Origin of the sequence: Streptomyces griseus subsp. griseus (assembly GCF_000720255.1) — a bacterium.
GTDB lineage: Bacteria > Actinomycetota > Actinomycetes > Streptomycetales > Streptomycetaceae > Streptomyces > Streptomyces griseus_I.
The window spans coordinates 107,969-129,736 of sequence record NZ_JOJE01000001.1; the positions used below are offsets into that span (position 1 = coordinate 107,969).

The window sequence follows — 21,768 nt, forward strand, 5'->3', positions numbered from 1 at the left end:
TTCTGACTGGGATGAACAAGACGATCAGGCGGGCCTCCGTCTTCGCGCTGCTCCTCGTGTTCGCGCTGCTGGTCAGGGCCACATGGGTGCAGTTCTACGACGGCACGGCCCTAGCGGACAGCAAGGACAACCGGCGGAACGCGATCGAGACGTACGCGGCACCGCTCGGGAACATCATCGTGGGCGGCAAGTCCGTCACCGGCTCGACCCGGACGGGCAGCGGCGACCTCGCGTACAAACGGACGTACGCCAACGGTCCGTTGTACGCGGCGGTGACCGGCTACGCCTCCCAGGCCTACGCGCCCACCCAGCTGGAGGGCATCTACGCCGACCTGCTCAACGGCACGGACACCCGGCTGAAGACCGTGATGGACACGGTCACCAACCAGCGGGCCGCCCCGGGCAACGTGGTCACGACGATCGACCCGGACGTGCAGAAGGCCGCGTACGGCGCGCTCGGCGACAAGAAGGGCGCCGCCGTCGCCATCGACCCGAAGACCGGCAGGATCCTTGCCGTGGCGTCGACACCGTCGTACGACCCGTCGTCGCTCACCGATGCCAACACCGCCGGCGCGGCCTGGAAGAGGCTCACCAAGGACCCGGAGAAGCCGCTCACCAACCGTGCCCTGCGGCAGCCGCTGCCACCGGGGTCGACGTTCAAGCTGGTCGTGGCGGCGGCCGCGCTGGAGGACGGGCTGTACTCGTCGGTGGACGAGAAGACGGACAGCCCCGATCCGTACCGGCTGCCGGGCTCCACGACGGACCTGTCGAACGAGAACCCCAACGCCCCCTGCACCAACGCCTCGATCCGCACCGCCCTGCAGTACTCCTGCAACAACGTCTTCGCCAAGATGGCCGTCAAGCTGGGCCAGGACAAGGTGAAGGCGATGGCCGACAAGTTCGGCTTCAACAACGACGCCCAGGACGTGCCGGTGCGGGCCTACACGAGCCTGTACCCCTCGGACATGGACGAGGCGGGGACGGCCCTGACCGGCATCGGCCAGTTCGACGTCACGGCGACCCCGCTCCAGATGGCGATGGTGTCGGCGGCGATAGCCAACGGCGGCAAGCTGGTCTCGCCGCACATGGTGTCCCAGATCACCGACAGCGGTGGTGACGTCCTGAAGAACTACGACGACGACACCAGCACCACGGAGATCCTCAGCTCCTCGACCGCCGAGCAGCTCCAGTCGGCGATGCAGACGGTCATCGAGAAGGGCACCGGCACGAACGCGCGGATCCCCGGCGCGACGGTGGGCGGCAAGACCGGTACGGCTCAGCACGGCGAGAAGAACAGCCAGACGCCGTACGCGTGGTTCACCTCGTACGCGAAGGCCGGTGACAAGGAGGTCGCCGTGGCGGTGATCGTGGAGCAGTCCAACGCGGCCCGCTCGGAGGTCAGCGGCAATGGGCTGGCCGCGCCGGTGGCCAAGGCGACGATGGAGGCGGCACTCAAGAACTGAGCGTCGGGGCAGCCCGATCAGGGCTGCCCCCTCACCTCATTTGACGCCCAGGATCTGCTCGATCGGGTCGATGCCGAAGTAGACGAGGAACAGTGCCGACGCTCCCCACAGCAGCCAGTGGACGTCCTTCGCCTTGCCCAGCACCGACTTGATGACGACGTACGCGAGGAAGCCCGCGCCGATGCCGTTGGTGATGGAGTAGGTGAACGGCATCACGGCGATCGTGAGGAACGCGGGGATGGCGATCTCGTACTTGTCCCAGTCGATGCTCTTGACCTGGGTCATCATCAGGAAGCCGACGGCGACGAGCGCGGGGGCCGCCGCCTGGAGCGGGACGATGGTGAGCAGCGGGGTGAGGAACAGGGCGAGGGCGAAGAGGCCGCCGGTGACCAGGTTGGAGAAGCCGGTGCGCGAGCCCTCGCCGACGCCCGCCGCCGACTCGATGTAGGAGGTCGCGGAGGAGGCGGAGGACGCGCCTCCGGCGACCGCGGCCGCGCCGTCGATGAGCAGCACCCGGCCCAGGTTGGGCACCTGGCCCTTCTCGTCCAGCAGGCCCGCCTCGGCGCTGATGCCGACGACGGTGCCCATGGTGTCGAAGAAGTCGGACAGGATCAGCGTGAAGATCAGCAGGACGACGGTGATCGCGCTGGTCTCGCTGAAGGCGCCGAACAGGCTGAAGTGGCCGATGAGTCCGAAGTCGGGGGCGTCCACGACCTTGTCGGGCCAGGCCGGTGTGGTCAGGCCCCAGCTCTTGATGTCGGCGATCGAGTTGATGACGATCGCGACGACCGTCATCGTCACGATGCTGATGAGGATGGCGCCCTTGACCTTGCGGGCGAGCAGTCCGATGGTCAGCAGCACGCCGAGGCAGAACACGAGGATCGGCCACCCGGCGAGGGTGCCGGTGCCGCCGAGCTGCACGGGGACGGTGGTACCCGCGGCGTCGGGGATGCGGCTGACGAAGCCGGCGTCGACGAAGCCGATGAAGGCGATGAACAGGCCGATGCCGACGCTGATCGCCTGCTTCAGCGGTTGCGGGATGGCGTGCATGACGGCCTCGCGCAGGCCGGTCACCACCAGGACGCAGATCAGCAGGCCCTCGACGACGATGAGGCCCATCGCGTCGTCCCAGCTCATCAGCGGGGCGATCTGGAAGGCGACGACGGCGTTCAGTCCGAGGCCCGCGGCCAGCGCCAGGGGGAGATTGCCGCCGACGCCCATGACGATCGTCATCACAGCGGCCACCAGGGCGGTGGCCGTGGTGAGTTGGACGGTGTCGAGCTGGTGGCCGAACTTGTCCTTGGCGCTGCCCAGGATGATGGGATTCAGGACAAGGATGTAGGCCATCGTGAAGAACGTGGCGAAGCCGCCGCGTATCTCCCGGCCGAAGGTGGATCCCCGTTCGGAGATCTTGAAGAACCGGTCGACGCTGTTCACCGCCGGTGGCGGGGCACTTGACCGGTCGGTCACCTTCTGCGTCTCGGACATGGGCGGACACTCCTTGTTCCCTGGTCGGACGGTGTGCGGATGCTGGCTGGATTGTTCCGTCGTTGAACCCGTGCCAGGTTTTCTCCGTGTTACGGAATCGGGTTCGGGCGACCATACGGCGTTCGAAGCCCCGTACGAACCCCGTCGTTGATCGCTGCTACGCTTCCCGATCTCGTCCCGTCACCTCCCCGGGACATACTCATGTCATTCACATGACACGCACAGGCACCCCGTACCAGGTGCCCGGAGTCGCACCGAGAAGAGGTCACCCGTGGGCACAGTCGTCGACGACGCCGCCTCCGTGGAATTCCATGCCTTCTTCGAACGCCACTACGCCGAACTGTCCCGCCTGGCCCACCTCTTGACCGGCGAGTCGGACGCCGCGGACGATCTGGCGGCGGACGCGCTGCTGGCCTTGTGGAACCGCTGGGACCGGGTGCGCGCGGCCGACCATCCGGTGGCGTACGCGCGCGGCGTCGTCGCCAACCTGGCCCGCACCCGCATCCGCAGCGCCGTGCGCGAGCGTCGCAGGATCGCCCTGTTCTGGTCGCAGCGCGAGGAGAAGACCGAGAACCCGGACATCGCGGGCGTGGTGGACGTCCAGTCGGCACTGCGTAGACTCCCGTTCCGCAAACGGGCCTGCGTGGTGCTGCGGCACGCCTTCGACCTCTCGGAGAAGGACACCGCGCTCGCCCTCGGGATCTCGGTCGGTACGGTGAAGAGCCAGACCTCCAAGGGAATGGCCGAGCTGCAGAAGCTGCTCGGTACGCAGCGAGCTCCACAGCGGGTGCGTGTGGTGATGGCGCGCACCGGTGAGGCCGGAGGAAGGGACCGATGACCATGCAGCGGGACGTGCACGACGAGCTGCGCGCCCGGCTGCACCAGGCGGCCGGGTCCCACGAGCCGGACCGGGCGCGCATCCTGGCCCGGATCGAGCGCGGCATGACCGAGCAGGACCGGCCCGACCACCGGGCGACGCGTCCGGCGGTGCTGAGCTGGGCGCGGATCGCGGGTGCCACGGCCGCGGTGGCCGGCATGCTCGCGGTCGGCGGCTACGCGGTGGCGTCCGCGGTGAAGGACGAGCCCCCGCAGCAGCAGACGGTGCAGACCTCGCCCACCCCGGTACGCTCCCCCGACGCGACCAGTCGGCCGCCCGCCTCCCCGTCCCCGACGCCGACGTCCGCGGGTCGGGGAGAGACGGGCAGGTCGGGCCCGCCCCCGTCGCACACCGCCGACTCCAAGCCGTCCACCTCGGCGCCCGCGCCGCCGCCTGCGCAGGGGTCCGAGGACGGCCCGCTCTGGTCGGACGGCTCGGTGGACCCACACAGCAACGACTTCTGGGCGCAGAGCAACCTCACCCTCAAGACGTCCCAACAACTCACCGCGCTCACCGTGCGACTGAAGGTCGCCCAGACCGGCGGTGTCTCGTCGGCGGGCGCCTGGCGCTCGCTGCCCGAGGCCGACTTCACCCAGACGATCGAGGAGAAGGACGGCTTCCTCGTCTACACCTGGGTGCTCAAGGAGGGCCGTACGGTCCCGAAGGGCGAGTGGGTGTTCGCGGGGCAGTACGACCACGACCGCGGCGGCCGGGACGCGAAGGACGACAGCTACCGGATCACCGCCACGGCGGCAGGCCAACAGCGCGCGGTGGACGGCGACTTCGCGGCCCGCGACACCAACGACTCCTGAGAGCTTTCGCAGCAGTCGGCGAGCGCCGAGGTGGACACTCACCTCCGCACGAGCGACTCCACCGCCGTGACGGCCTCGGACAGCCCCGATGGATGCGGCAGCCCCGGCGCCGTCTGTCCGGCCCAGCCGGGACCGAGGGTCAGGACCAGCGGCTTCCTGCGGGCGCCCCGCACACCCCACTCGAGCGCTGCGACGTGCTGGGCCAGCGGCCGGCTCGCCGTGGCACGGGACTGCGCCCACAGCCCTACCACCGCCGGTCCGGTCCGGCGCACGGCGGCCAGGAGTGACTCGACGGGCAGTGCGCCACCGAACATGCGGACCGGGAGGTCGCGCTCGGCCAGCGCGGCGGCCAGCACCTCCAGCGGCAACGTGTGATGCTCCGCGGGCACACAGGCGAGGAGGGTGGTGGCACCGGGCCGGTCGGCGGCCACGGGCGGGGAGTGGCGCCGCAGCGCGCCGGAGACGTGCCAGGACAGGAAGTGCTCGACCTCCACGTACCTCTCCCCCGAGCTCTCCCACTTGCGGCCGACCGCCTGCAGCGTGGGCATGATCACCTCCGTCCAGGCGGTGATCAGGCCGTGCTCCTCGACGGCCGCCCTCAGCAGCTCGTCGAGAGCGGTGGCGTCGAGACGCAGGGCCGCGCGCGCGAGGCCCTTGCACTCCCGTCGTACGTCACCCAGTCGCAGACCGGTGCCGGCCCGGCCGCGCCCGCGGGCCGCCGCCGCGGGCTGTGAGGGAGCGGTACGCGTCGTCTGTGAGGCGCCGTCCGCACTCGGTTCCGCGAGCGCCAGGCGGGCGGCCTCGGCGGGGGGCAGTCCGGTCGCCGTGAGGGAGCACATCCGCTCCAGCCGTGCCACGTCGTCGGCGGTCCAGCGGCGGTGGCGGCCGTCGGTGTGGCCGGTGGGGCCGAGGCCGTAGCGACGGTCCCAGGACCGGACCGTTGTGGGCGCCACCCCGAGCCGTCTCGCCACCTCTCCGGTGGTCAGCCCGCCGCCATGCGACGCACCGGCCTGATCACCGTCGCTCCTGTCGTGACTCACACTCCCATCATACGACGCACAACCGACGCAGGTTGTCTGCGTCGTTTTCGCTTCTGAGACTGGTACCCACGCGTCCGGTCGCTGCGGCGCTCGCCCCGACCGGACCTGCACGGCAGGCGGTTCCGTATCCGCACCGTCCACCTGGCCAGGAGGAACAGGCCATGAGCCCGAACACGCGATCCACCGCAGACCGATCCCCGGCCGCGGAGGAGACCCGGTACGAGGACGAGCTGGCCCGCGGCCTGCGGGCAGCGGACCAGAACGCGTTCGCGGCCGTCTACCGGCGATGGGGAGCACTCGTACACACCATGGCGACCCGCTCGCTGGGCGACGCGCACGAGGCTGAGGACGTGACGCAGCAGGTGTTCCTCGGCGTCTGGCGCGGTCGGTCCGGCTTCCGTCCGGAGCGGGGACCGCTCGGAGCATGGATCGTCGGCATCACCCGCCGGAAGATCGTCGATGCCCTGGCGGCCAGGACGAGGCGCCACACGCTGGTCGACTCGATCACACGCGACGCGGACACCCACCGCACGGACGTGGTGGCACCCGACGACGTCCTGGACCGGGTGCTCCTGGTCGACGCCCTGTCCCGCCTTCCCCACGACCAGCGCGAGGTGCTGTGCATGGCGTTCTACGACGACCTGACCCAGACCCAGATCGCCGAACGGACCGGAATGCCTCTGGGCACCGTCAAGAGCCACAGCCGACGCGGCCTGCACCGGCTGCGTGCGGGAATCGAACAGGGGCGCGCCGGCGCAAGGGCCGCGTGACCGCGTCGGGTTCCCGTTCCCTCGCCCGCATCCGTGGCGGCGCCCGCCCACGAAGCAGAGACGAGACTCCGCAACGGGCGGAACCTCCTCATGAAGGGATATCCCCCATGGCCTCCCGCACCCCTTTCACCCTCGCCGCCATGGCCGGCGCCTGTGCTCTGGCCCTCGGTGTCACGGCCCCCGCCACGGCGGCCCGCGCCGCGGGCGGCGGCGACGACGCTGCCATGGTGTCCGTCTTCCACGGCGTTCCCGGGCTGACCGTCGATGTCTATGCCAACGGTGACAAGCTGCTCGGCGACTTCAAGCCCGGCACTGTGACCGCCCCCCAGGCCCTCGACGCCGGGACCTACGACATCCAGGTCTTCCGAGCCGGCCAGAGCCCCGGCGGCACACCGGCCATCGAGAAGGAGATCAAGGTGCCGGCCGGAGCGAACGCCACCATCGCGGCCCACCTCTCCGCAAGCGGCCGGCCCCGACTGACGGCCTTCGTCAACGACGTCTCCCAGGTGAACACCGGCAAGGCACGGCTGACCGTGCGTCATGTCGCCGCCGCTCCGGCCGTGGACGTCCGAGCGAGCGGGCAGCCCGTTTTCAAGGGGCTGGAGAACCCCGAGCAGGCCACCACCACGGTCGACGCCGGCACCGTCTCGACCGATGTCGTGCTCGCCGGCACGAACACCGTGGTGATCGGCCCGGCCGACCTGAATCTCAAGGAGGGCACCAGCAACATCGTCTACGCCTGGGGCAGCGCGCAGGACAAGAACCTGGCGCTGGCGACCCAGACGCTCAATGCCAAGGCATCCGCACCGAACACCGCCGGCTAGGGCCGCCCGGCGGATCAGGCCGCAGGAAGGCAGCGGTGACTCATCGACCCAGGTGAGCGGGGTCTGGTGCCGTCGGCAACCGACGACAACGCCGCAGGTGTGCGCGCCAGGCCCCGCGTCTGCGGCATGATCCGCCGGACAGCCCCCAGGGCGGCGGTGGCACCACCACCGTCGGTGCGGACTCCTCCGGCGGCCGGTGTCGTGGGCCCCGCCGAGCATCCGCGGAGGACCGCCGCCTGGGCGGCGGTCCTCGCCCTCGGGACCCGCTCTTCGGGATGGCGTCACCGCCGCCGACTTCCGCCCGGGCCGGCGCGGAGAGCGCCCCCTCGTGTCCCACCCCGGAGGATCTCGGCTGCTGCGGACAGGAACAGCGGCGGATCCCGAGGAACAGGAGGCCGCCGTGGCCCACGTCGATCCCGCGCGGTTGGTGGAACTCGCCTTGGGAGAAGCTGACTCGGGCAACGACGCGCACGCCTTGCGACACATCGCCGCATGCGCCCGGTGCAGTGCGGAACTGCGGTGGACGGCACATGTCGTGGCCGCTGCGCGCGGCGTCGAGGCGGCGGACCTGCCGACCGCGCCTCCGGAACGGGTGTGGCGACACATCGCGCGGGAGTTGCCCCACGCCGGGGAGACCTCTTCGGCGCCTGGTGCGGAGGCCGCTCGCATGCCACGTGGGGCGACAGTGGACGAGGACAGCACAAGGCACTTCAGGGACACCGGCATCCGCGTGTGCCGACGTGCCTTGAGGCTTCTCGGCGCGGTCACCGGTATCCGGAGATCCCGGCGCGCTCGTTCGCCCGGACGGCACGGTCGGCGTGCCTGACGCTCCGGCGACGGCGAGGTCGACCGCGAAAACAACCATCTGTTCACTTTTGGCGTCCTTATCAGTGCAGAGAGCCTGCCGGCCTGAGCCCCCCTCGGCCGGCAGCAGCCGACCGGAGCCCCCCTCGGGTCGGCGGTGCGAAGCCCCCGCCGGTGACGACCGGCGGGGGCTTCACATGTCCCCACTGAAACTTTCGACGCTTCGTGTCCCACCTCGCCCTGTTGACGGGCCGTTTCCCGCTGGTAAGACTCCGAAGGCGCGCGCCGCCCAACAGAATCCCCCACACTTCCACAGGACTGCCCATGCGCCCCAGAGCCGTGTTCGTCGCCTGTCTCGCCCTTCTCCTCACCCTGTTCGCCGCCCCACCCGGCACCGCGCACTCAGGAGCCCCGCCTGTGAAGCACTCCGAGTACGCCGGCTACCTCTTCGCCTACTTCACCGGCGAGGGCACCGCCGACGGTGAGCAGATCCGCTACGCCCTCAGCCGGGGCAACGACCCCCTGCACTGGCGCGAGCTGAACGCCGGGAAGCCGGTCCTGACCTCCACCACCGGTGAGAAGGGGCTGCGCGACCCGTTCGTGATCCGCTCCCCCAAGGGCGACAAGTTCTACCTGATCGCCACCGACCTGCGGATGTACCAGAACAGCAGCGGCAGCTGGGACTACGTGCAGCGGCACGGCAGCAAGTCGATCATGGTGTGGGAGTCCACCGATCTGGTCCACTGGACCGACCAGCGCCTGGTGAAGGTCTCCCCCGACAGCGCGGGCAACACCTGGGCTCCGGAGGCCTACTGGGACGACTCCCTCGGCCAGTACGTCGCCTTCTGGGCGTCGAAGCTGTACGCCGACGACGACCCCGATCACACCGGCTCGACGTACAACAAGATGCTGTACGCGACCACCAAGGACTTCCGCACCTTCAGCGCGCCGAAGGTCTGGGACGACCCCGGGTACTCGGTGATCGACTCCACGGTCGTGAAGTACAAGGACAGCTACTACCGCTACACCAAGGACGAGCGCGACCCGACCTCCAGCTCGCCCTGCTCGAAGTTCATCACCGCGGAGAAGTCGACGACCCTGACCTCCACGAAGTACGACTTCGTCGCGGACTGCGTCGGCAAGGGCGCGATGGACCGCGGTGAGGGCCCGACGGTCTTCAAGTCCAACACCGAGAAGAAGTGGTACCTGTTCATCGACGAGTACGGCGGCCGCGGCTACGTCCCCTTCGAGACCACGGACCTCGACTCGGGCAAGTGGACCCCGTCCACGAACTACCAGCTCCCGGCGAGCCCCCGGCACGGCACGGTGCTCCCGGTGACGCAGGCGGAGTACGACCGGCTGCTGGCCGCGTACCCGTCCTCCCCCTCCTCGGTCGTGGACGCGACGGCGAAGGACCAAAAGGGATACGCGATCGTCACGGAGAGCGCCTCGAAGGTCGTGCTGCCGATGAAGCCGGACGCCGACCTGCGTGGGCTGGCGCCGAAGCTGTGGACGGGTGAGGGCGCGAGCGTGAGCCCGAGGTCCGGTACGCGCCGCGACTTCCGCACCCCGCAGAAGTACACCGTCACGGCGGCGGACGGCACGAAGCGCACCTGGAAGGTCGAGGCGGTGCGCACCCGCAGTCCGATCCTGCCCGGCCTCAACGCCGACCCCGACGTGCACTACCTCAACGGCGAGTACTGGATCTACCCGACGACCGACGGCTTCCAGGGCTGGAGCGGCACGCAGTTCAAGGCGTACTCGTCGAAGGACCTGGTCCACTGGAAGGACCACGGCGTCATCCTCGACCTGGGCCCCGACGTGAGCTGGGCCGACAAGAACGCCTGGGCTCCGGCGATCGCCGAGCGCGACGGGAAGTACTACTTCTACTTCTGCGCCGAGCAGCAGATCGGCGTGGCGGTGGCGGACTCCCCCGCCGGCCCGTTCAAGGACGCGCTGGGCAAGCCCTTGGTCGCGAAGGGCGGTTCACTCCAAGGACAGATGATCGACCCGGCGGTCTTCACGGACGACGACGGCCAGGCGTACCTCTACTGGGGCAACGGGCACGGTTACGTGGTCCCGCTCAACGCCGACATGGTGTCGTACGACGCGTCGAAGGTGAAGGACATCACCCCGGACAACTTCCGTGAGGGATCCTTCGTGATCAAGCGGAACGGCACGTACTACTTCATGTGGTCCGAGGACGACACCCGCAGCGAGAACTACCACGTGGCGTACGCGACGGGACCGTCCCCGCTCGGCCCGTGGACCAAGCGGGGAACGATCCTGTCCAAGCGTCCCGAGTACGGCATCCTCGCCACCGGCCACCACTCCGTGGTGCGGGCGCCCGGCACCGACGACTGGTACATGGTCTACCACCGGTTCGCCCTGAACGGTCCCGGCAGGCCGGGCGGTGACGGCATGCACCGGGAGACGACGATCGACCGCATGGAGTTCGCGGCCGACGGCACGATCAAGCCCGTCGTCCCGACCCTCGGATCGATCGCTCCGGTACGGAACTAACTGACGAAATACGTCGGGTTGGGCAGCTTGTACGTCCGGTCCGCGTACCCGCCGTCGAGGTCGGAGTACTGGTCGCCGAAGTTGGCGATGATCTCGTACCCGAGGTCGTCCTCGATGTGCTTGCGGGTGCCGGCCTTGTACTGCACCGTCGTGCAGTTCCAGGTGCCCGGCGTGGCGCAGGCGCTCAGGTAGGACGGCGGGTTCGCCTTGTCCTTGAGGAACATGTGGTCGGCGTCGAGGTTCACCTCGGCGCCGATCTTCTTCAGGTTCTCGACGGCCGCCGGGCGCTGCGCCTCGCTGAGGCCGGAGTTGTAGAAGACCGCGACACCCTTCTTCTCGGCGTAGCGCACGAGTTCGGGGCTGCCGAAGACGGCCGGGCGGTCGGCGCGGTTCACGTAGTCGGCCCAGGTGGTGGCGTTGTACGTGTAGTTGTAGCGCTTCTCGTAGTCGAGGCTGAGCAGCAGCGTGTCGTCGATGTCGAAGACGACCGCGGGCTTCTCGCCCTTGTGGCGCGCCTTGCGGGCGGCCTGGTCGATGTACGTGCGCGCGGCCTTGTCGAGGCGCGCGAGGTCCTTGGCGTACGGGCTGTCCGGGGACGCCTGGTAGACGCCGTCGGCGTCGGCCGTGGTGCCGTAGTAGGTGTCGATGTCCTTGACCAGGAGCCCGATGTTGTAGGGCTCGTGGGTGGAGTTGGCCGTTGACTGGCCGGCCGTGGCGGCGCCGGCACCGCAGAGGCCGGCGCCGGCGACGGCACACGCTGCGGCGATCGCCGCGATACGCAGTGGCTTATGCATGACAGGTTTCTACGCGCGTCACCCCCGATGGCGCGAGACCCGCCGGGCAAAAAACGGGTCAAGCGCCCCTGAACGCGGGCGGGACACGGGTCAGTTCATGGTGGCGCCGATGGTCGTGCTGCCCGTGGTCAGGAAGGTGGTGGCGGGCAGGGCGCCGTTCGACTGGCGGGCGTTGTACGTGCTGGAGGCGTCCGTCGACCGGAAGGCGGGCGTGCCGACGCCGCTGTCCCAGTTGTTGCCGGACGACACCACCGAGGAGCCTTTGCTGACCTGGCCGCCGCCGTTGCTCACGGCGAGGTTCTTGCCGAGGCGGGCGGCGCCGGTGGCGAAGTAGTAGCCCCACTTGGCGTTCTTGTAGGCGGTGGTGCGGTTGATGGAGATGGCGCCCTTGTTGGAGTTCTCGGTGAAGCCGTTGCCCGCGTTGTCCCAGGCGGCCGAGTTGTTGATGACGTGCGCGACGACCTCACCGTCACCGCCCAGCTTGTAGCCGTTGCCGTCGCCCGCGAACGCGGAGTCGCCCCAGCGGTTCTTGCCGTTGCCCATGGACCAGGTGTGCTCGATGGTCACCGGCGAGGAGAACGACCAGAAGTCCAGGCCGTCGTCGGAGTTGTTGTAGAGGCGGGCCCCGGTGACCAGGTTGCCGGTGCCGGACCCGAACTTGATGGCGAGGCCGTCGGCGTTCTCGCCGTGGTTGGCGGGGTCGTAGTGGCCGTAGGAGTCGAGGTTGCGGACGGTGTTGTTGACCGTCCCGTCCCCGGTGAGGGTGAAGCCGGAGTCACCGCCGTTGATGGTCTTGATGTTGTTCCAGTTGGTGCCGGTGCAGGACTGGCAGACGACCGCGCTGTCCGGGGAGTTCTGGAAGGTGATGTTGGCGACGTTCCAGTGGTCGGCGGTCAGCTTGAAGATCCAGTCGCCGTCGGGGAGGCTCCCGCCGTCGATCTTCACGGTCTCCGAGCCGTACGCGGTGAGCGTGATGGGGCTGGAGGAGGTGCCGTTCTTCGTGGACTGGAGCGTGGCCGTCGGGTAGTAGGTGCCGCCGCGCACCTGGATGACCGTCCCGGCGGTCGCGTTCTTGATGGCGTTGGACAGGTCCGTGGAGTTGCTGACGACCACCGTGGCGGCCTGGGCCTGGGTGGGGAGGACGGCGAGGCCGGCGCCGGCGGTGACGACGGCGAGAGCGGTGAGGGAACTCCTGATGCGGCTCATGAGGTGGGGGATCCTCTCGTCATTCGGGTCGGGACGGTTCACAGGACGGCGTCGAGCCAGGCGAAGACCTCGTCCTGCATGCGGTCCGTGAAGACATGGCCGAGCCCCGGCCAGATCTCGGTACGGAGCCGCTCCTCGGCGTGGCGGGAGCGCCAGACGGCGCGCATCTTGGCGTAGGCCGCCCGGACGCCCTCGGCGGGGAACAGCGGATCCTGCTCGCCGTCGAGGAACAGCATCGGCCTGGGGGCGGCGATGCTCGCCACGTCGGGGAAGTCGAGGAACCGGGGAAGCCCCGGGTGGAGCATGTAGTACGACGACTGCCCGCGCAGGGTGTTGTTGCCGGGCACCATCATTTCCTTCAGGCCGGTCATCCAGCAGACGGCGGCCGTGGCCGCGAGGTCGTCGCTGAGCGCCGCGGTCTGCCAGGCGCGGAAGGCGCCCATGGAGAACCCGAGGGCCGCGACCCGCCGCCGGTCGACCCGGTCGAGCCCGGCGAGGAACCCGGCGGCCCGAACGTCCTCACGGGCCGTCAGCCCGGCCAGCGAGGAGCCGAGGTTGAAGAAGTTGCTCGCGAGGGCCTGCTGCTGCTCGTAGGTGAGCGGCCCCCGGTCGCCCCAGCCCAGGGCGTCCACGGAGAGCACCACATACCCCCGCCGGGCCAGCTCGTCGCCGACGAACCGCCCGCTGAAGTACTTCTCCGCCCAGCCCTGCGCGGAGGCGAGCCGGACGTCGTCGTACCAGGGCCGGACCAGTTTCTCCTTGCCGATGTCGAACCGGGCGCCGTGGTCGTGCAGGAGCAGCACGGCCGGGCAGGGGCCGGTGCCGTGCGGGGTGAGCAGGGCGCCGCGGACGCGTTCGTAGCGGGTGAGGGAGAGGGTGACCAACTCCCGTGTGAAAGCGTCCCCTTCGGAGCGCGAGCCGAACTCGGGGGCGTAGGGGACATGGTCGTCCCGACCGACGATCATCAACTCCTCGACCTTGGCCCGGGCGGTGCGGCGCCAGGCGCGGAAGTCGCGGATCGGGGAGCGTCCCCAGGCGAGCGGGAAGTCGAGCTCGGTCTTGAGGGCCGGGTGGAAGTCTGGCAGCGGCCCGTCGACGACCCCCGCCTCCGCCCCGCTCACCGCTCCCGCCGTGAACAGCGCGGCTCCGGCGCCGACCACGAACCCCCGCCGCCCCACCGGGTCACGGGCACTCATACGGCCGCCAGTCGCCGAGATACGTCCGCCGGGTGTGCGTGGCTGCCTCCTCGGCCGTCAGCTGAGGCCGGTTCTCCGGCACCGAGACCACCGCGCCGGGCCCGGAGTTGCCGTACTCCCGGAACCGCATGGTCTGCCACGGATAGGCGTCCCGCATGTTGGTGTACGGGGTCACCGCGTCGATCCCCGGTCCGAGCCAGGTGTCCCGCACGACCAGCGAGGGCCAGGCAGTGGTCTCGTACGACGGCACCCAGGGCCGGGCGATCTTGTACGCCGCGTCCTCGGCACCCGAGGTCACCCGACCGCGCAGGGCCAGGAAGCCGTGGGGGTTGGCCCGGGCGGTGGCGGGGGCGAAGACCATGCCCTTGGGCGTGAAGGTCACGTCCCGTCGCAGGGTGCGGAAGTGACAGGCCTCGAAGACGGCCGTCGCCCGGCCGAAGACGAAGTCGACGTCGCCCTCGATGTAGCAGTGCCGGTAGTACTGCCGGTCGAAAACCTCCAGCGCGGTCGTGTCCGCGAACAGGGTGTCCTGGTGGGCCAGCAGCCGCACGTTCTCGAAGCGCGACCGGTCCCCCGTCACATACGCGGCGACCGCTTGCGTTCCCGTGATGTCGGGGTGGTCCGCGCGCAGCCAGTCGTTGGCCAGCGTCAGGTCGCGGACGGTCAGTCCGGGGGCCGCCGAGGTGAAGGTGGCGGAGCCGGCCGTGCCATAGGTGCCCGAGCCGTCGGGCTTCGGGGTGCCGTTGGCGTTGTCGAAGACGATGACCGCGGCGCGGGGATCACGACTGGCCCCCCGAATCGTCAACTCACCCGCGTCCGCGGGGACTTTGACGACCTCACGGTACGTCCCCGGGTGCACGACGATCGTCCGGCCCGGGCCGGTGACCGCGTCGACGGCCGCCTGGACGGAGTCGCCGGGGCGGACGTGCAGGACACGGCGGCCGTGGGCGAGGGCGGGCGTGGCCCCGACGGCCGGCAGAGCGCCGGCGGCGGCGAGGCCGGTCAGGAGGGTGCGTCTGCGCAGCACGGTCAGCACTCCTTCCATGGGGCCCAGTCGCCGAGGTAGGCCACCCGGGTCGCCGACCCGGCCTGCTCCCGGGTGAGTCGGGGTCTGTTCTCGGGGACGGTGATCTCGGCGCCAGGGCCGGAGTTGCGGTACTCGGCGAACCGCATCGACTGCCAGGGGAAGGAGTTCGACATGTTGGCGTAGGGGGCGACCGCGTCGATGCCGGGGCCGAGGTGGGTGTCGCGGACGGTGAGCGAGGGGCGGGCGGTGGTGTCGGAGCTGGGCACCCAGGGGCGGGCCAGCTTGTAGAAGGCGTCCGGGGCCTCGCTGGAGACCCGGCTCCTGGTCACCAGGTAGCCGAGCGGGTTGGCGCCCGCCGTGGAGGGCGCGAAGACGAAGCCGTACGGGGCGGCGGCGAGGTCGGTGCGGTTCAGGGTGCGGAAGTGGCAGTGCTCGAAGACCGCGGTGGCCCGCCCGAAGACGAAATCGACGTCTCCCTCGACGTAGCAGTGGGAGAAGTACTGCCGGGCGAAGACGGCCAGGGCCATGGAGTCGGCGTACAGGGTGTCCTGGTGGCCGAGGAAGCGGCAGTGGTGGAAGGCGGAGCGGTCGCCCTGGACCTTGATGGCGACGGCCTGGGTGCCGGTGATGTCGGGGTGGTCGGCGCGCAGCCAGTCGTTGGCGAAGGTGATCCAGCGGGCGGTGAAGCCGTCGGCCTGCACCGTCGTGGTCGCCGACCCGGTGGTGCCGTAGGTGCCGCCGCCGGGCTTGGGGGTGCCGGCCGCGTTGTCGTACACGATCACGACGTCACGGGGGTTCTCGGAGGCGCCGATCCAGGTCAGGTCCGGACGGCTGACGTCGACAGCGACCGTTTCCCGGTACGCACCCGGGGCGATGACCAGCGTGTACCCGCTGCCTCTCGCGGCGGCGACGGCGTCCCGGACGGTGGTGAAGTCACCGGCGCCGCCCGGATGGACGTACAGGGTCCTCGGATTCGGGCGTGCGGCCGGAGAGCCGTACCGGCCGAACGGTCGCGGCCGGGCGGCGGCCCGTGCCGGGCCGGACGCCAGTGCGAGCGCGGCGCCCGCTGTGGCGCTCGCGACGAGGAACCCCCTGCGGGAGAGGGGACGATGGTGCTGCGAGAGCATGCGACTGCTCCTTCGCGGTGCGGCTCGTGCGGGTGGGGGTAGGGGGCCGGGCCGGGCGCACCTCGTGGTGTGCGCCCGACCCGGCCGGCTCTCGACCGGGCGTCAGCAGATGCGGCCGGCGCCCGCGCGGTGGTCGACGACGGCCGGGACCGCCTTCGTGGAGTCGATCTTGGTGCGCAGGGTGGGCGTCCAGTCGCCGTCCGACCGGAGCATCTCGCCGGGGATCTCCGCGTTGTGCACGGCGATCAGGTCGACCACCTTGCCGTTGACGCGGTTGTCGGCGGCGGTGAGCGGCGAGTCCATCCACTTCTTCAGGATCTTCGCCGGGCTGATCCCGGCCGGCAGCGTGAAGGCATTGTGCTCGGCGACGAGTTGGGACTCCTTGCCGATGCCGAAGCTGTAGACGTAGTCCTGGCCGGCCACGAAGTGGTTGTTGTACACGTCGACCTGTCCGAAGCGGACGCGGGGCGCGCGCTCGACGAGGTTGCGGAAGAGGTTGTGGTGGAGCGTCACCTTGAGCTTGCCCCGGTCCCCCGCGGCCGTCGACTCGCTGTCGCTGTTGCCGATCATGAGCGTCTTGTCGTGGTCGGCGAAGGCGTTCCAGGACGCGGTGACGTAGTTGGATCCCCGGACGATGTCCAGCTCACCGTCGTGCTGCTGGTACAGCGTGCCGAAGTACGTCGGTGCCTTGCTGTCGGGGTGGCTGCCGTCGGTGAACGTGTTGTGGTCCAGCCACACATGGGTGGAGCCGTAGACGACCGCGGTGTCGTACTCGGAGTTCCAGGCGCCGGTCGAGGTGTCGGTCGGGTCCCACTGCGGGAAGCAGTCGACGGGGCTCTCGAAGGTGAGATTGCGGACGATGACGTTGTCAACGGCCTTGATCTGGAGGCTGGCGCCCTTGAAGCCGGCGTTCCTGCCGACGCCGATGATCGTGGTGTTGGCGGGGACATTCGCCTTGATCTGCTGGTCCTGGTTGTCGGCGGAGGCCCGGCGCAGACCCTCCGGGCTGTCGTCCGGCTCGGCGCTCAGGTCGGTGTCGAGACCCCACTTCTCCGGCGCGTACTTCGCGAGATAGGCGTCGAAGTCGTACCCGGGCACGGCAAGTGCGTCACACCCCTCCGACACCGCGTCGATCGTGCCCTTCACCTTGATGATCTTCGGCGCGCTCCCCCCGGCGGCGAGCGCGGCCTTGAATCCGGCCCAGGTGGTCACGGTGTAGACGTGGTCGGTGTCGGCGGCGGCACCACCGGTGGTCCCGCTGCCGTACGACCCCCACCCGTCCTTCGCCCCGAGCGTCTGCCGTGCGGGATCGCTGGTGTCGGCCTGGGCGGAGGCGGTGCCGGTGAGGGTCAGCACCAGTGCGGTGCAGCCGACCAGAGCGGCCATCGTTCGAGTGGTGACATGCCCATGCCATCTCTGTGGGTGCATGTGTGCGGCTCTCCTTTTCGAAAATGGGGGCGTTACGCCGCGGCCTTCGGCCAGGTGATCCAGGACTCGGGAATCTGCTCGTCGAGCCGACGCACCTCGGCCGGCTCAAGCACTCGCGTGCGCAGCAGCTCCCGCGCCACCAGCCGCGCCACGGCGATCGCGCCGGGTGGGTTGAAGTGCGTGTTGTCCTGCTCGGTCGCGGTCCAGTTGAAGTACTTCTTGGTCTCCTCGACGCCCAGCCTCTGCCACAGCGCGATCGACAGCGCCTGGATGTCGAGCAGCGGCACGCCCTCCTTCAGGGCGAGCGCCCGCATCGCGGCCGGGTACTCGCCGTGCGTCGGCAGGGACTTGCCGCTCGCATCGAACTTGCGCCGTTCGACCGAAGTGGCGAGCACGGGCCGCGCCCCGCGCGCCCGGGCCCCGGTGAGGTACCTCCGCAGGTGGTCCTGGTACGTCGTCCACGGCTCGGTGTAACGCGTCGGGTCCTCGGTCTTCTCGTCGTTGTGCCCGAACTGGATGAGAAGGAGGTCGCCGGGCTTGATCACCGAAAGGATCGCGTCGAGCCGGCCCTCGTCGATGAAGCTCTTGGAACTGCGTCCGTTCACGGCATGGTTGGCGACCGGGCGATCCTTGCGGAGAAAGAACGGCAGCGCCATGCCCCACCCGGTCTCGGGGGCCGCGTCGGCGTATTTCTGGGCTGCGGTGGAGTCACCGGCGAGGTAAATCTTCTTCTCCTGACGACGTCCGGCCTGTGCGGTACCAGCGCCCGCAAAGGCGAGAGGAACTGCGGCGAGTGCCGCGGCTGTGACCTGTCTACGGTTCAAAGACACCAGCGTGCACCTTTCGGGGGAAGGATGAGCAGTCCCACCTGAGGGCGCGGGGAACTGCGCGACGAGCCAGGGGCGGCCCACAGCCCGCACACCACGGACCGCCCCTGGAAGACCTGCGGAATCAGCCCTTCTTCTGCTGGTTCCATTCGTCCTGAGCCTTGTTCAACTGCTCAGCCATCGTGTCCAGGAAGTCCTTCGCGCTCATCTTCCCGAGCAGCACCTTCTGGAAGTTCGGCTCGTTGTCCGCCTTCGAGATCGTGTTCCAGTCAGGCAGGTAGTAAGGAAGCTGAACAATGGTGGTGGAACCGTCGGACAGCGCCTGCGCGGCCAGCTTCGTGGGCTCGGCCTTCGCTATCCACGCGTCCTTGGCGGCCTCCGTGTTGGACGGCACCGCTCCCGCCGATTCGTTCCACTTGGAGTTGGACTCGTGCGAGACGGCGAACTCGACGAATTTCCAGGCGGCCTCCTTGTTCTTGGAACCCTTGAACACCCCGAGGCCGTCCACCGGGTTGGACACCTGAACGCGCTTGCCACCAGGACCGATGGGCTGCGGTATGCCCCGGAACTTGTCGGCCCCGAAAGCCTTCACGTGGTCCTGGTACGACCCGAGGTTGTGGTTCAGCATCCCGATCGTGCCGGAGTCCCACTGCGCGACCATCTTGGTGAAGTCGTTGTTGAGGTCGGCTGCCGGGGTGACCTTCTTGAACAGCGCCGCGTACTTCTTCAGCGCCTCGACGTTCTTCGGATCGTTGACGGTCGTCTTCTCGCCGCTCGTGTCCCAGAAGGAGGTGATGCCGGACTGCCCGTACATCGCGTCGAGTGCCTGGGCAATGGACCCCGCACCACCGCGAATGGTGTACCCGAACTCGTTCTTGCCCTTGTTGGTGAGTTTCTCCGCAGCCGCGTAGAACTTCTCCCACGTCGCCGGCTCGTCCAGGCCCGCCTTCTTGAACAGGTCGGTGCGGTAGTACAGGACACCGTTGTTCGCGGAGGTCGGAATCGAGTACAGCTTTTCGTCACCGCCGCCGGCGGCCTTCAGCGACGCGATCATGCCCTCGTTGAGCTTGCCGTTCAGCGACGACTTCGAGAGCCGCTCTTCCAGCGGGTCCAGCGCGTTCTGCGCGGCGAAACCGGCGAGCATCGCCGCACCGACTCCGCCGACGTCCGGCAGGCCGCCGCCCTGGATGGCGGTGTCGACCTTGGACTGGTACTCCGTGGAGGCGATCCCGACGTACTCGACCTTGATGTCCGGGTTCGCCTTTTCGAAGTCGGCGATGATCTGCTTCCAGATGTCGGTGCGGACGCCACCGTTGTTGTCCCAGAAGACGATCTTGCCCTTGCCGCTGCCCTCGGCCCCCTTGTCGCCGCCGGACCCGCTGCCGTCGTCACCGCAGGCGGTGGCGGTCAGGGCGAGGACGGAGCCCAGGGCGACGGCCACGGCCGCGCGCCTGCTTCTGCGGATGCTGCTCTTCATTGGTCGGCTCTCTCTTCTGGATCAAACGGAGATATGAAGTTGTGGGGGGTCAGTGCCGGGCGTACGGCGTCCAGTCGTCGTCACCCTTGAGGTACGCGGCGACGGTGTGCTTCCTCGCGTCCTCGTCGCTCATCTGCGGCCGGTCCGGGGTGATTTCCGACCCCGGCCCGTAATTCCGGTACTCCGTGAACCGGGCGTCCTTCCAGGAGAACTCGCTCATGTCCGTCCACGGAGTCGCCTTGATCGCGGTGGGCAGCTCGGTGTCCCGGATCAGGACCTGCGCGACGGCGTCCGGCTCCCCGCCCGGGTGCCAGGGCCGCCCGAGGTGGAAGCTCCCGGCCGGCGCGTCACTCACGATCCTCGACCGGGTGATCAGGAACCCGTGCGGGTTCTCCTTCCAGGTCGAAGCAGCCGTCACCCAGCCGTTGTTGGTGTCCGAGCCCCGACTGAGCGCCCGGATCACCGAGCGCTCGATCACCGTGGTGGCCCGCCCGTAGATGAAGTCGACGTCACCCTCGATGTAGGAGTCGCGGACGTAGACCCGGGTGGGAACGTTCAGCTTGGGGCTGTCGGTCATCAGGGTGTCCTGGTTGCCCAGGAAGGCCGTGTTCTCGAAGACGATCCGGTCGCCGGTCGTCTTCATCGCCAGCGCCTGCTCGCCCTTGAGTTCGTGCGCGGCCTCGTCGAAGTCGTTGCTGAAGGTGAGGTTGCGGGCCGTGACGTCGTTCGCAGCGATCCGTACGGTGGCGCTCCCGGTGGAGCCGCCGTACTCGGCGGGCGTGTCGAAGACGATGACGGCGTCGGAGCGGTCCTGTCCAGTCCCCTGCAGCACGAGGTTCGGTTTGGTCGCGGGGATGAAGACCTTCTCCCGGTAGGTTCCCGGTGCGATCGCGATCGTCACCGGCACGTCGTTGCCGACGGGCACGGCGTCGACGGCCGCCTGCACGGTCGGGTACGCGCCCGGAACGTCCAGCGTCACGCCGATCCGCTTCTGCGGCCCGGAGAACTTCCGCACCAGCGCGGGGACGGCGGCGGCGCGATCGAGCCGGTAGTCGTAGAACTCCCGCGGGTCGAAGGCCTTGCCCCGCGCGTCGGTCCGGCCGCTCGTACGCTTGAGGATCGATCCACGCTGCACCAACTCCGCGGTGGTGTCGGCCTGGTAGGGGTGCTGGACCCTGTCGTAGTAACTGTTCTCGATGACCATCTTGGTGCGGCCCCGCGACCAGTTCCCATACGTCCACACCGGGTCGCGGTCGGCCACCTGGGCGGAGAGGTAGTTGTTGTAGAGGTGCGCGTAGGCACAGTTGTCCGCCGAGGGGTTGCGCTGTTTGGTGCCGGTGAACCAGTTGTGGTCGATGGTGATCTGCGTCTGGACGTTGGTCGTCCAGCCGATCCCCAACGCCTTGTTGTGGTCGCTGAACTGGTTGTAGGAGACAGTGACGTACTGGCTGTCCTTGCGGATGTCGAGCAGACCGTCGCCCATGCGCGTGAATCGGTTGTGGTCGATCCAAACGTGGTCGACGGTGTCCATCTGGATGGCGTCGAAGTCGTTGGTCTTGCCGTCCCAGTCACCCTCGACGTAGGAGTCGCGGATCGTCAGGTTGCGGATGATGACGTTGTGGGTGCCGGGGTTGAGGTGCAGTTCGCCGTGGACGATCTCACCGGTGTCACCGACTCCGATGATCGTCTTGTTCGAGGCGACGACGATGTCCGAGCCGAAGGGCTCCACGGCCACGGACCCCGCCACCCGGATGACATACGGCTCGTCGGCGGCGGCATACCGCGCCAGCGAGGCCTGGTCAGTGACGGTGACGACCTTGCCGCCGGTCCCGCCCGTGGTGCCACCGGCCAGCGAGGCGAAACCATGGGCCTGGTCGGTCCAGCGGGCATCCGCGACACGTGCGGCCGGGACGGATGCGGCGGCAGGGGCGGACGCGGCGGCAGGGGCGGACGCGGCGGCGTTCGCCTCACCGACCGCGCCGAGCCCGAGGGTGGCGATCAGGCCCGCGACCGCGGTCAGGGCGAAGCCCGACCGGGGCAAGCGCTTGCTAGGGAAGTGCGTCATTGCGGCTCCCAACAGGCGTA

General features: G+C 69.2%; 17 protein-coding genes. 6 read left to right on the forward strand and 11 right to left on the reverse strand.

All coding sequences use genetic code 11. The annotated features are described in order from the left end of the window. Positions 1-11: 11 nt before the first annotated feature. On the forward strand, positions 12-1,463 hold the full coding sequence (locus IG99_RS00520; protein WP_037668392.1) for a peptidoglycan D,D-transpeptidase FtsI family protein: 1,452 nt from the start codon (positions 12-14) through the stop codon (positions 1,461-1,463). 36 nt (positions 1,464-1,499) lie between these two features. Here IG99_RS00520 and IG99_RS00525 read toward each other — a convergent pair whose 3' ends face one another. Next, positions 1,500-2,951, reverse strand: coding sequence for an NCS2 family permease (locus IG99_RS00525; protein ID WP_037668394.1), 1,452 nt, complete (start codon positions 2,949-2,951; stop codon positions 1,500-1,502). A 271-nt stretch (positions 2,952-3,222) separates the two neighbouring features. Here IG99_RS00525 and IG99_RS00530 point away from each other — a divergent pair, with 271 nt between their 5' ends. Together IG99_RS00530 and IG99_RS00535 are read left to right on the forward strand one after the other, a co-directional pair. Beyond that, complete coding sequence (locus IG99_RS00530) at positions 3,223-3,789, forward strand: SigE family RNA polymerase sigma factor (protein WP_037668395.1); 567 nt, start codon at positions 3,223-3,225, stop codon at positions 3,787-3,789. Next, entirely contained in the window at positions 3,786-4,640 is an 855-nt protein-coding gene (locus IG99_RS00535) for a hypothetical protein (RefSeq protein WP_037668396.1), read from the forward strand. The genes IG99_RS00530 and IG99_RS00535 overlap by 4 nt, the downstream gene beginning before the upstream one ends. Positions 4,641-4,678: 38 nt before the next feature. Here IG99_RS00535 and IG99_RS00540 read toward each other — a convergent pair whose 3' ends face one another. After that, a complete protein-coding gene (locus IG99_RS00540; protein WP_051864814.1) occupies positions 4,679-5,680 on the reverse strand; it encodes a MerR family transcriptional regulator in 1,002 nt (333 codons plus the stop codon). 161 nt (positions 5,681-5,841) lie between these two features. Here IG99_RS00540 and IG99_RS00545 point away from each other — a divergent pair, with 161 nt between their 5' ends. The 3 genes from IG99_RS00545 (at position 5,842) to IG99_RS00555 (ending at position 10,601) form a co-directional block, all read left to right on the forward strand. Beyond that, entirely contained in the window at positions 5,842-6,450 is a 609-nt protein-coding gene (locus IG99_RS00545) for a sigma-70 family RNA polymerase sigma factor (RefSeq protein ID WP_037668398.1), read from the forward strand. Positions 6,451-6,557: 107 nt separating this feature from the next. Next, positions 6,558-7,274, forward strand: a complete 717-nt coding sequence (locus IG99_RS00550; RefSeq protein ID WP_078947475.1) for a DUF4397 domain-containing protein — start codon at positions 6,558-6,560, stop codon at positions 7,272-7,274. Between the two features lie 1,128 nt (positions 7,275-8,402). Further along, positions 8,403-10,601: a glycoside hydrolase family 43 protein gene (locus IG99_RS00555; protein WP_037668399.1), complete on the forward strand. Its 2,199-nt coding sequence runs from the start codon at positions 8,403-8,405 to the stop codon at positions 10,599-10,601. Here IG99_RS00555 and IG99_RS00560 read toward each other — a convergent pair. The 9 genes from IG99_RS00560 to IG99_RS00600 all read right to left on the reverse strand — a co-directional run bounded on the left by IG99_RS00560 (position 10,598) and on the right by IG99_RS00600 (position 21,748). Next, complete coding sequence (locus tag IG99_RS00560) at positions 10,598-11,395, reverse strand: HAD family acid phosphatase (RefSeq protein ID WP_037668401.1); 798 nt, start codon at positions 11,393-11,395, stop codon at positions 10,598-10,600. The genes IG99_RS00555 and IG99_RS00560 overlap by 4 nt on opposite strands. 90 nt (positions 11,396-11,485) lie before the next feature. After that, positions 11,486-12,601, reverse strand: coding sequence for a right-handed parallel beta-helix repeat-containing protein (locus IG99_RS00565; protein WP_037669535.1), 1,116 nt, complete (start codon positions 12,599-12,601; stop codon positions 11,486-11,488). Positions 12,602-12,639: 38 nt separating this feature from the next. After that, a complete protein-coding gene (locus tag IG99_RS00570) occupies positions 12,640-13,797 on the reverse strand; it encodes a dienelactone hydrolase family protein (protein WP_037668403.1) in 1,158 nt (385 codons plus the stop codon). Next, the gene (locus tag IG99_RS00575; RefSeq protein ID WP_037669537.1) at positions 13,784-14,821 is read right to left on the reverse strand and encodes a pectinesterase family protein; all 1,038 of its coding nucleotides are present in this window, start codon (positions 14,819-14,821) and stop codon (positions 13,784-13,786) included. Before IG99_RS00575 ends, IG99_RS00570 begins: the two co-directional genes overlap by 14 nt. Positions 14,822-14,826: 5 nt before the next feature. Further along, entirely contained in the window at positions 14,827-15,951 is a 1,125-nt protein-coding gene (locus IG99_RS00580; RefSeq protein ID WP_037668405.1) for a pectinesterase family protein, read from the reverse strand. A 102-nt stretch (positions 15,952-16,053) separates the two neighbouring features. After that, complete coding sequence (locus tag IG99_RS00585) at positions 16,054-17,379, reverse strand: pectate lyase family protein (protein ID WP_037668407.1); 1,326 nt, start codon at positions 17,377-17,379, stop codon at positions 16,054-16,056. A 32-nt stretch (positions 17,380-17,411) separates the two neighbouring features. Next, positions 17,412-18,209, reverse strand: coding sequence for a rhamnogalacturonan acetylesterase (locus tag IG99_RS00590; protein WP_037668410.1), 798 nt, complete (start codon positions 18,207-18,209; stop codon positions 17,412-17,414). 121 nt (positions 18,210-18,330) lie between these two features. Continuing rightward, the gene (locus tag IG99_RS00595; RefSeq protein ID WP_037668411.1) at positions 18,331-19,683 is read right to left on the reverse strand and encodes an ABC transporter substrate-binding protein; all 1,353 of its coding nucleotides are present in this window, start codon (positions 19,681-19,683) and stop codon (positions 18,331-18,333) included. A gap of 49 nt (positions 19,684-19,732) precedes the next feature. Further along, positions 19,733-21,748, reverse strand: a complete 2,016-nt coding sequence (locus IG99_RS00600) for a pectinesterase family protein (protein ID WP_037668413.1) — start codon at positions 21,746-21,748, stop codon at positions 19,733-19,735. Between the last annotated feature and the right edge of the window lie 20 nt (positions 21,749-21,768).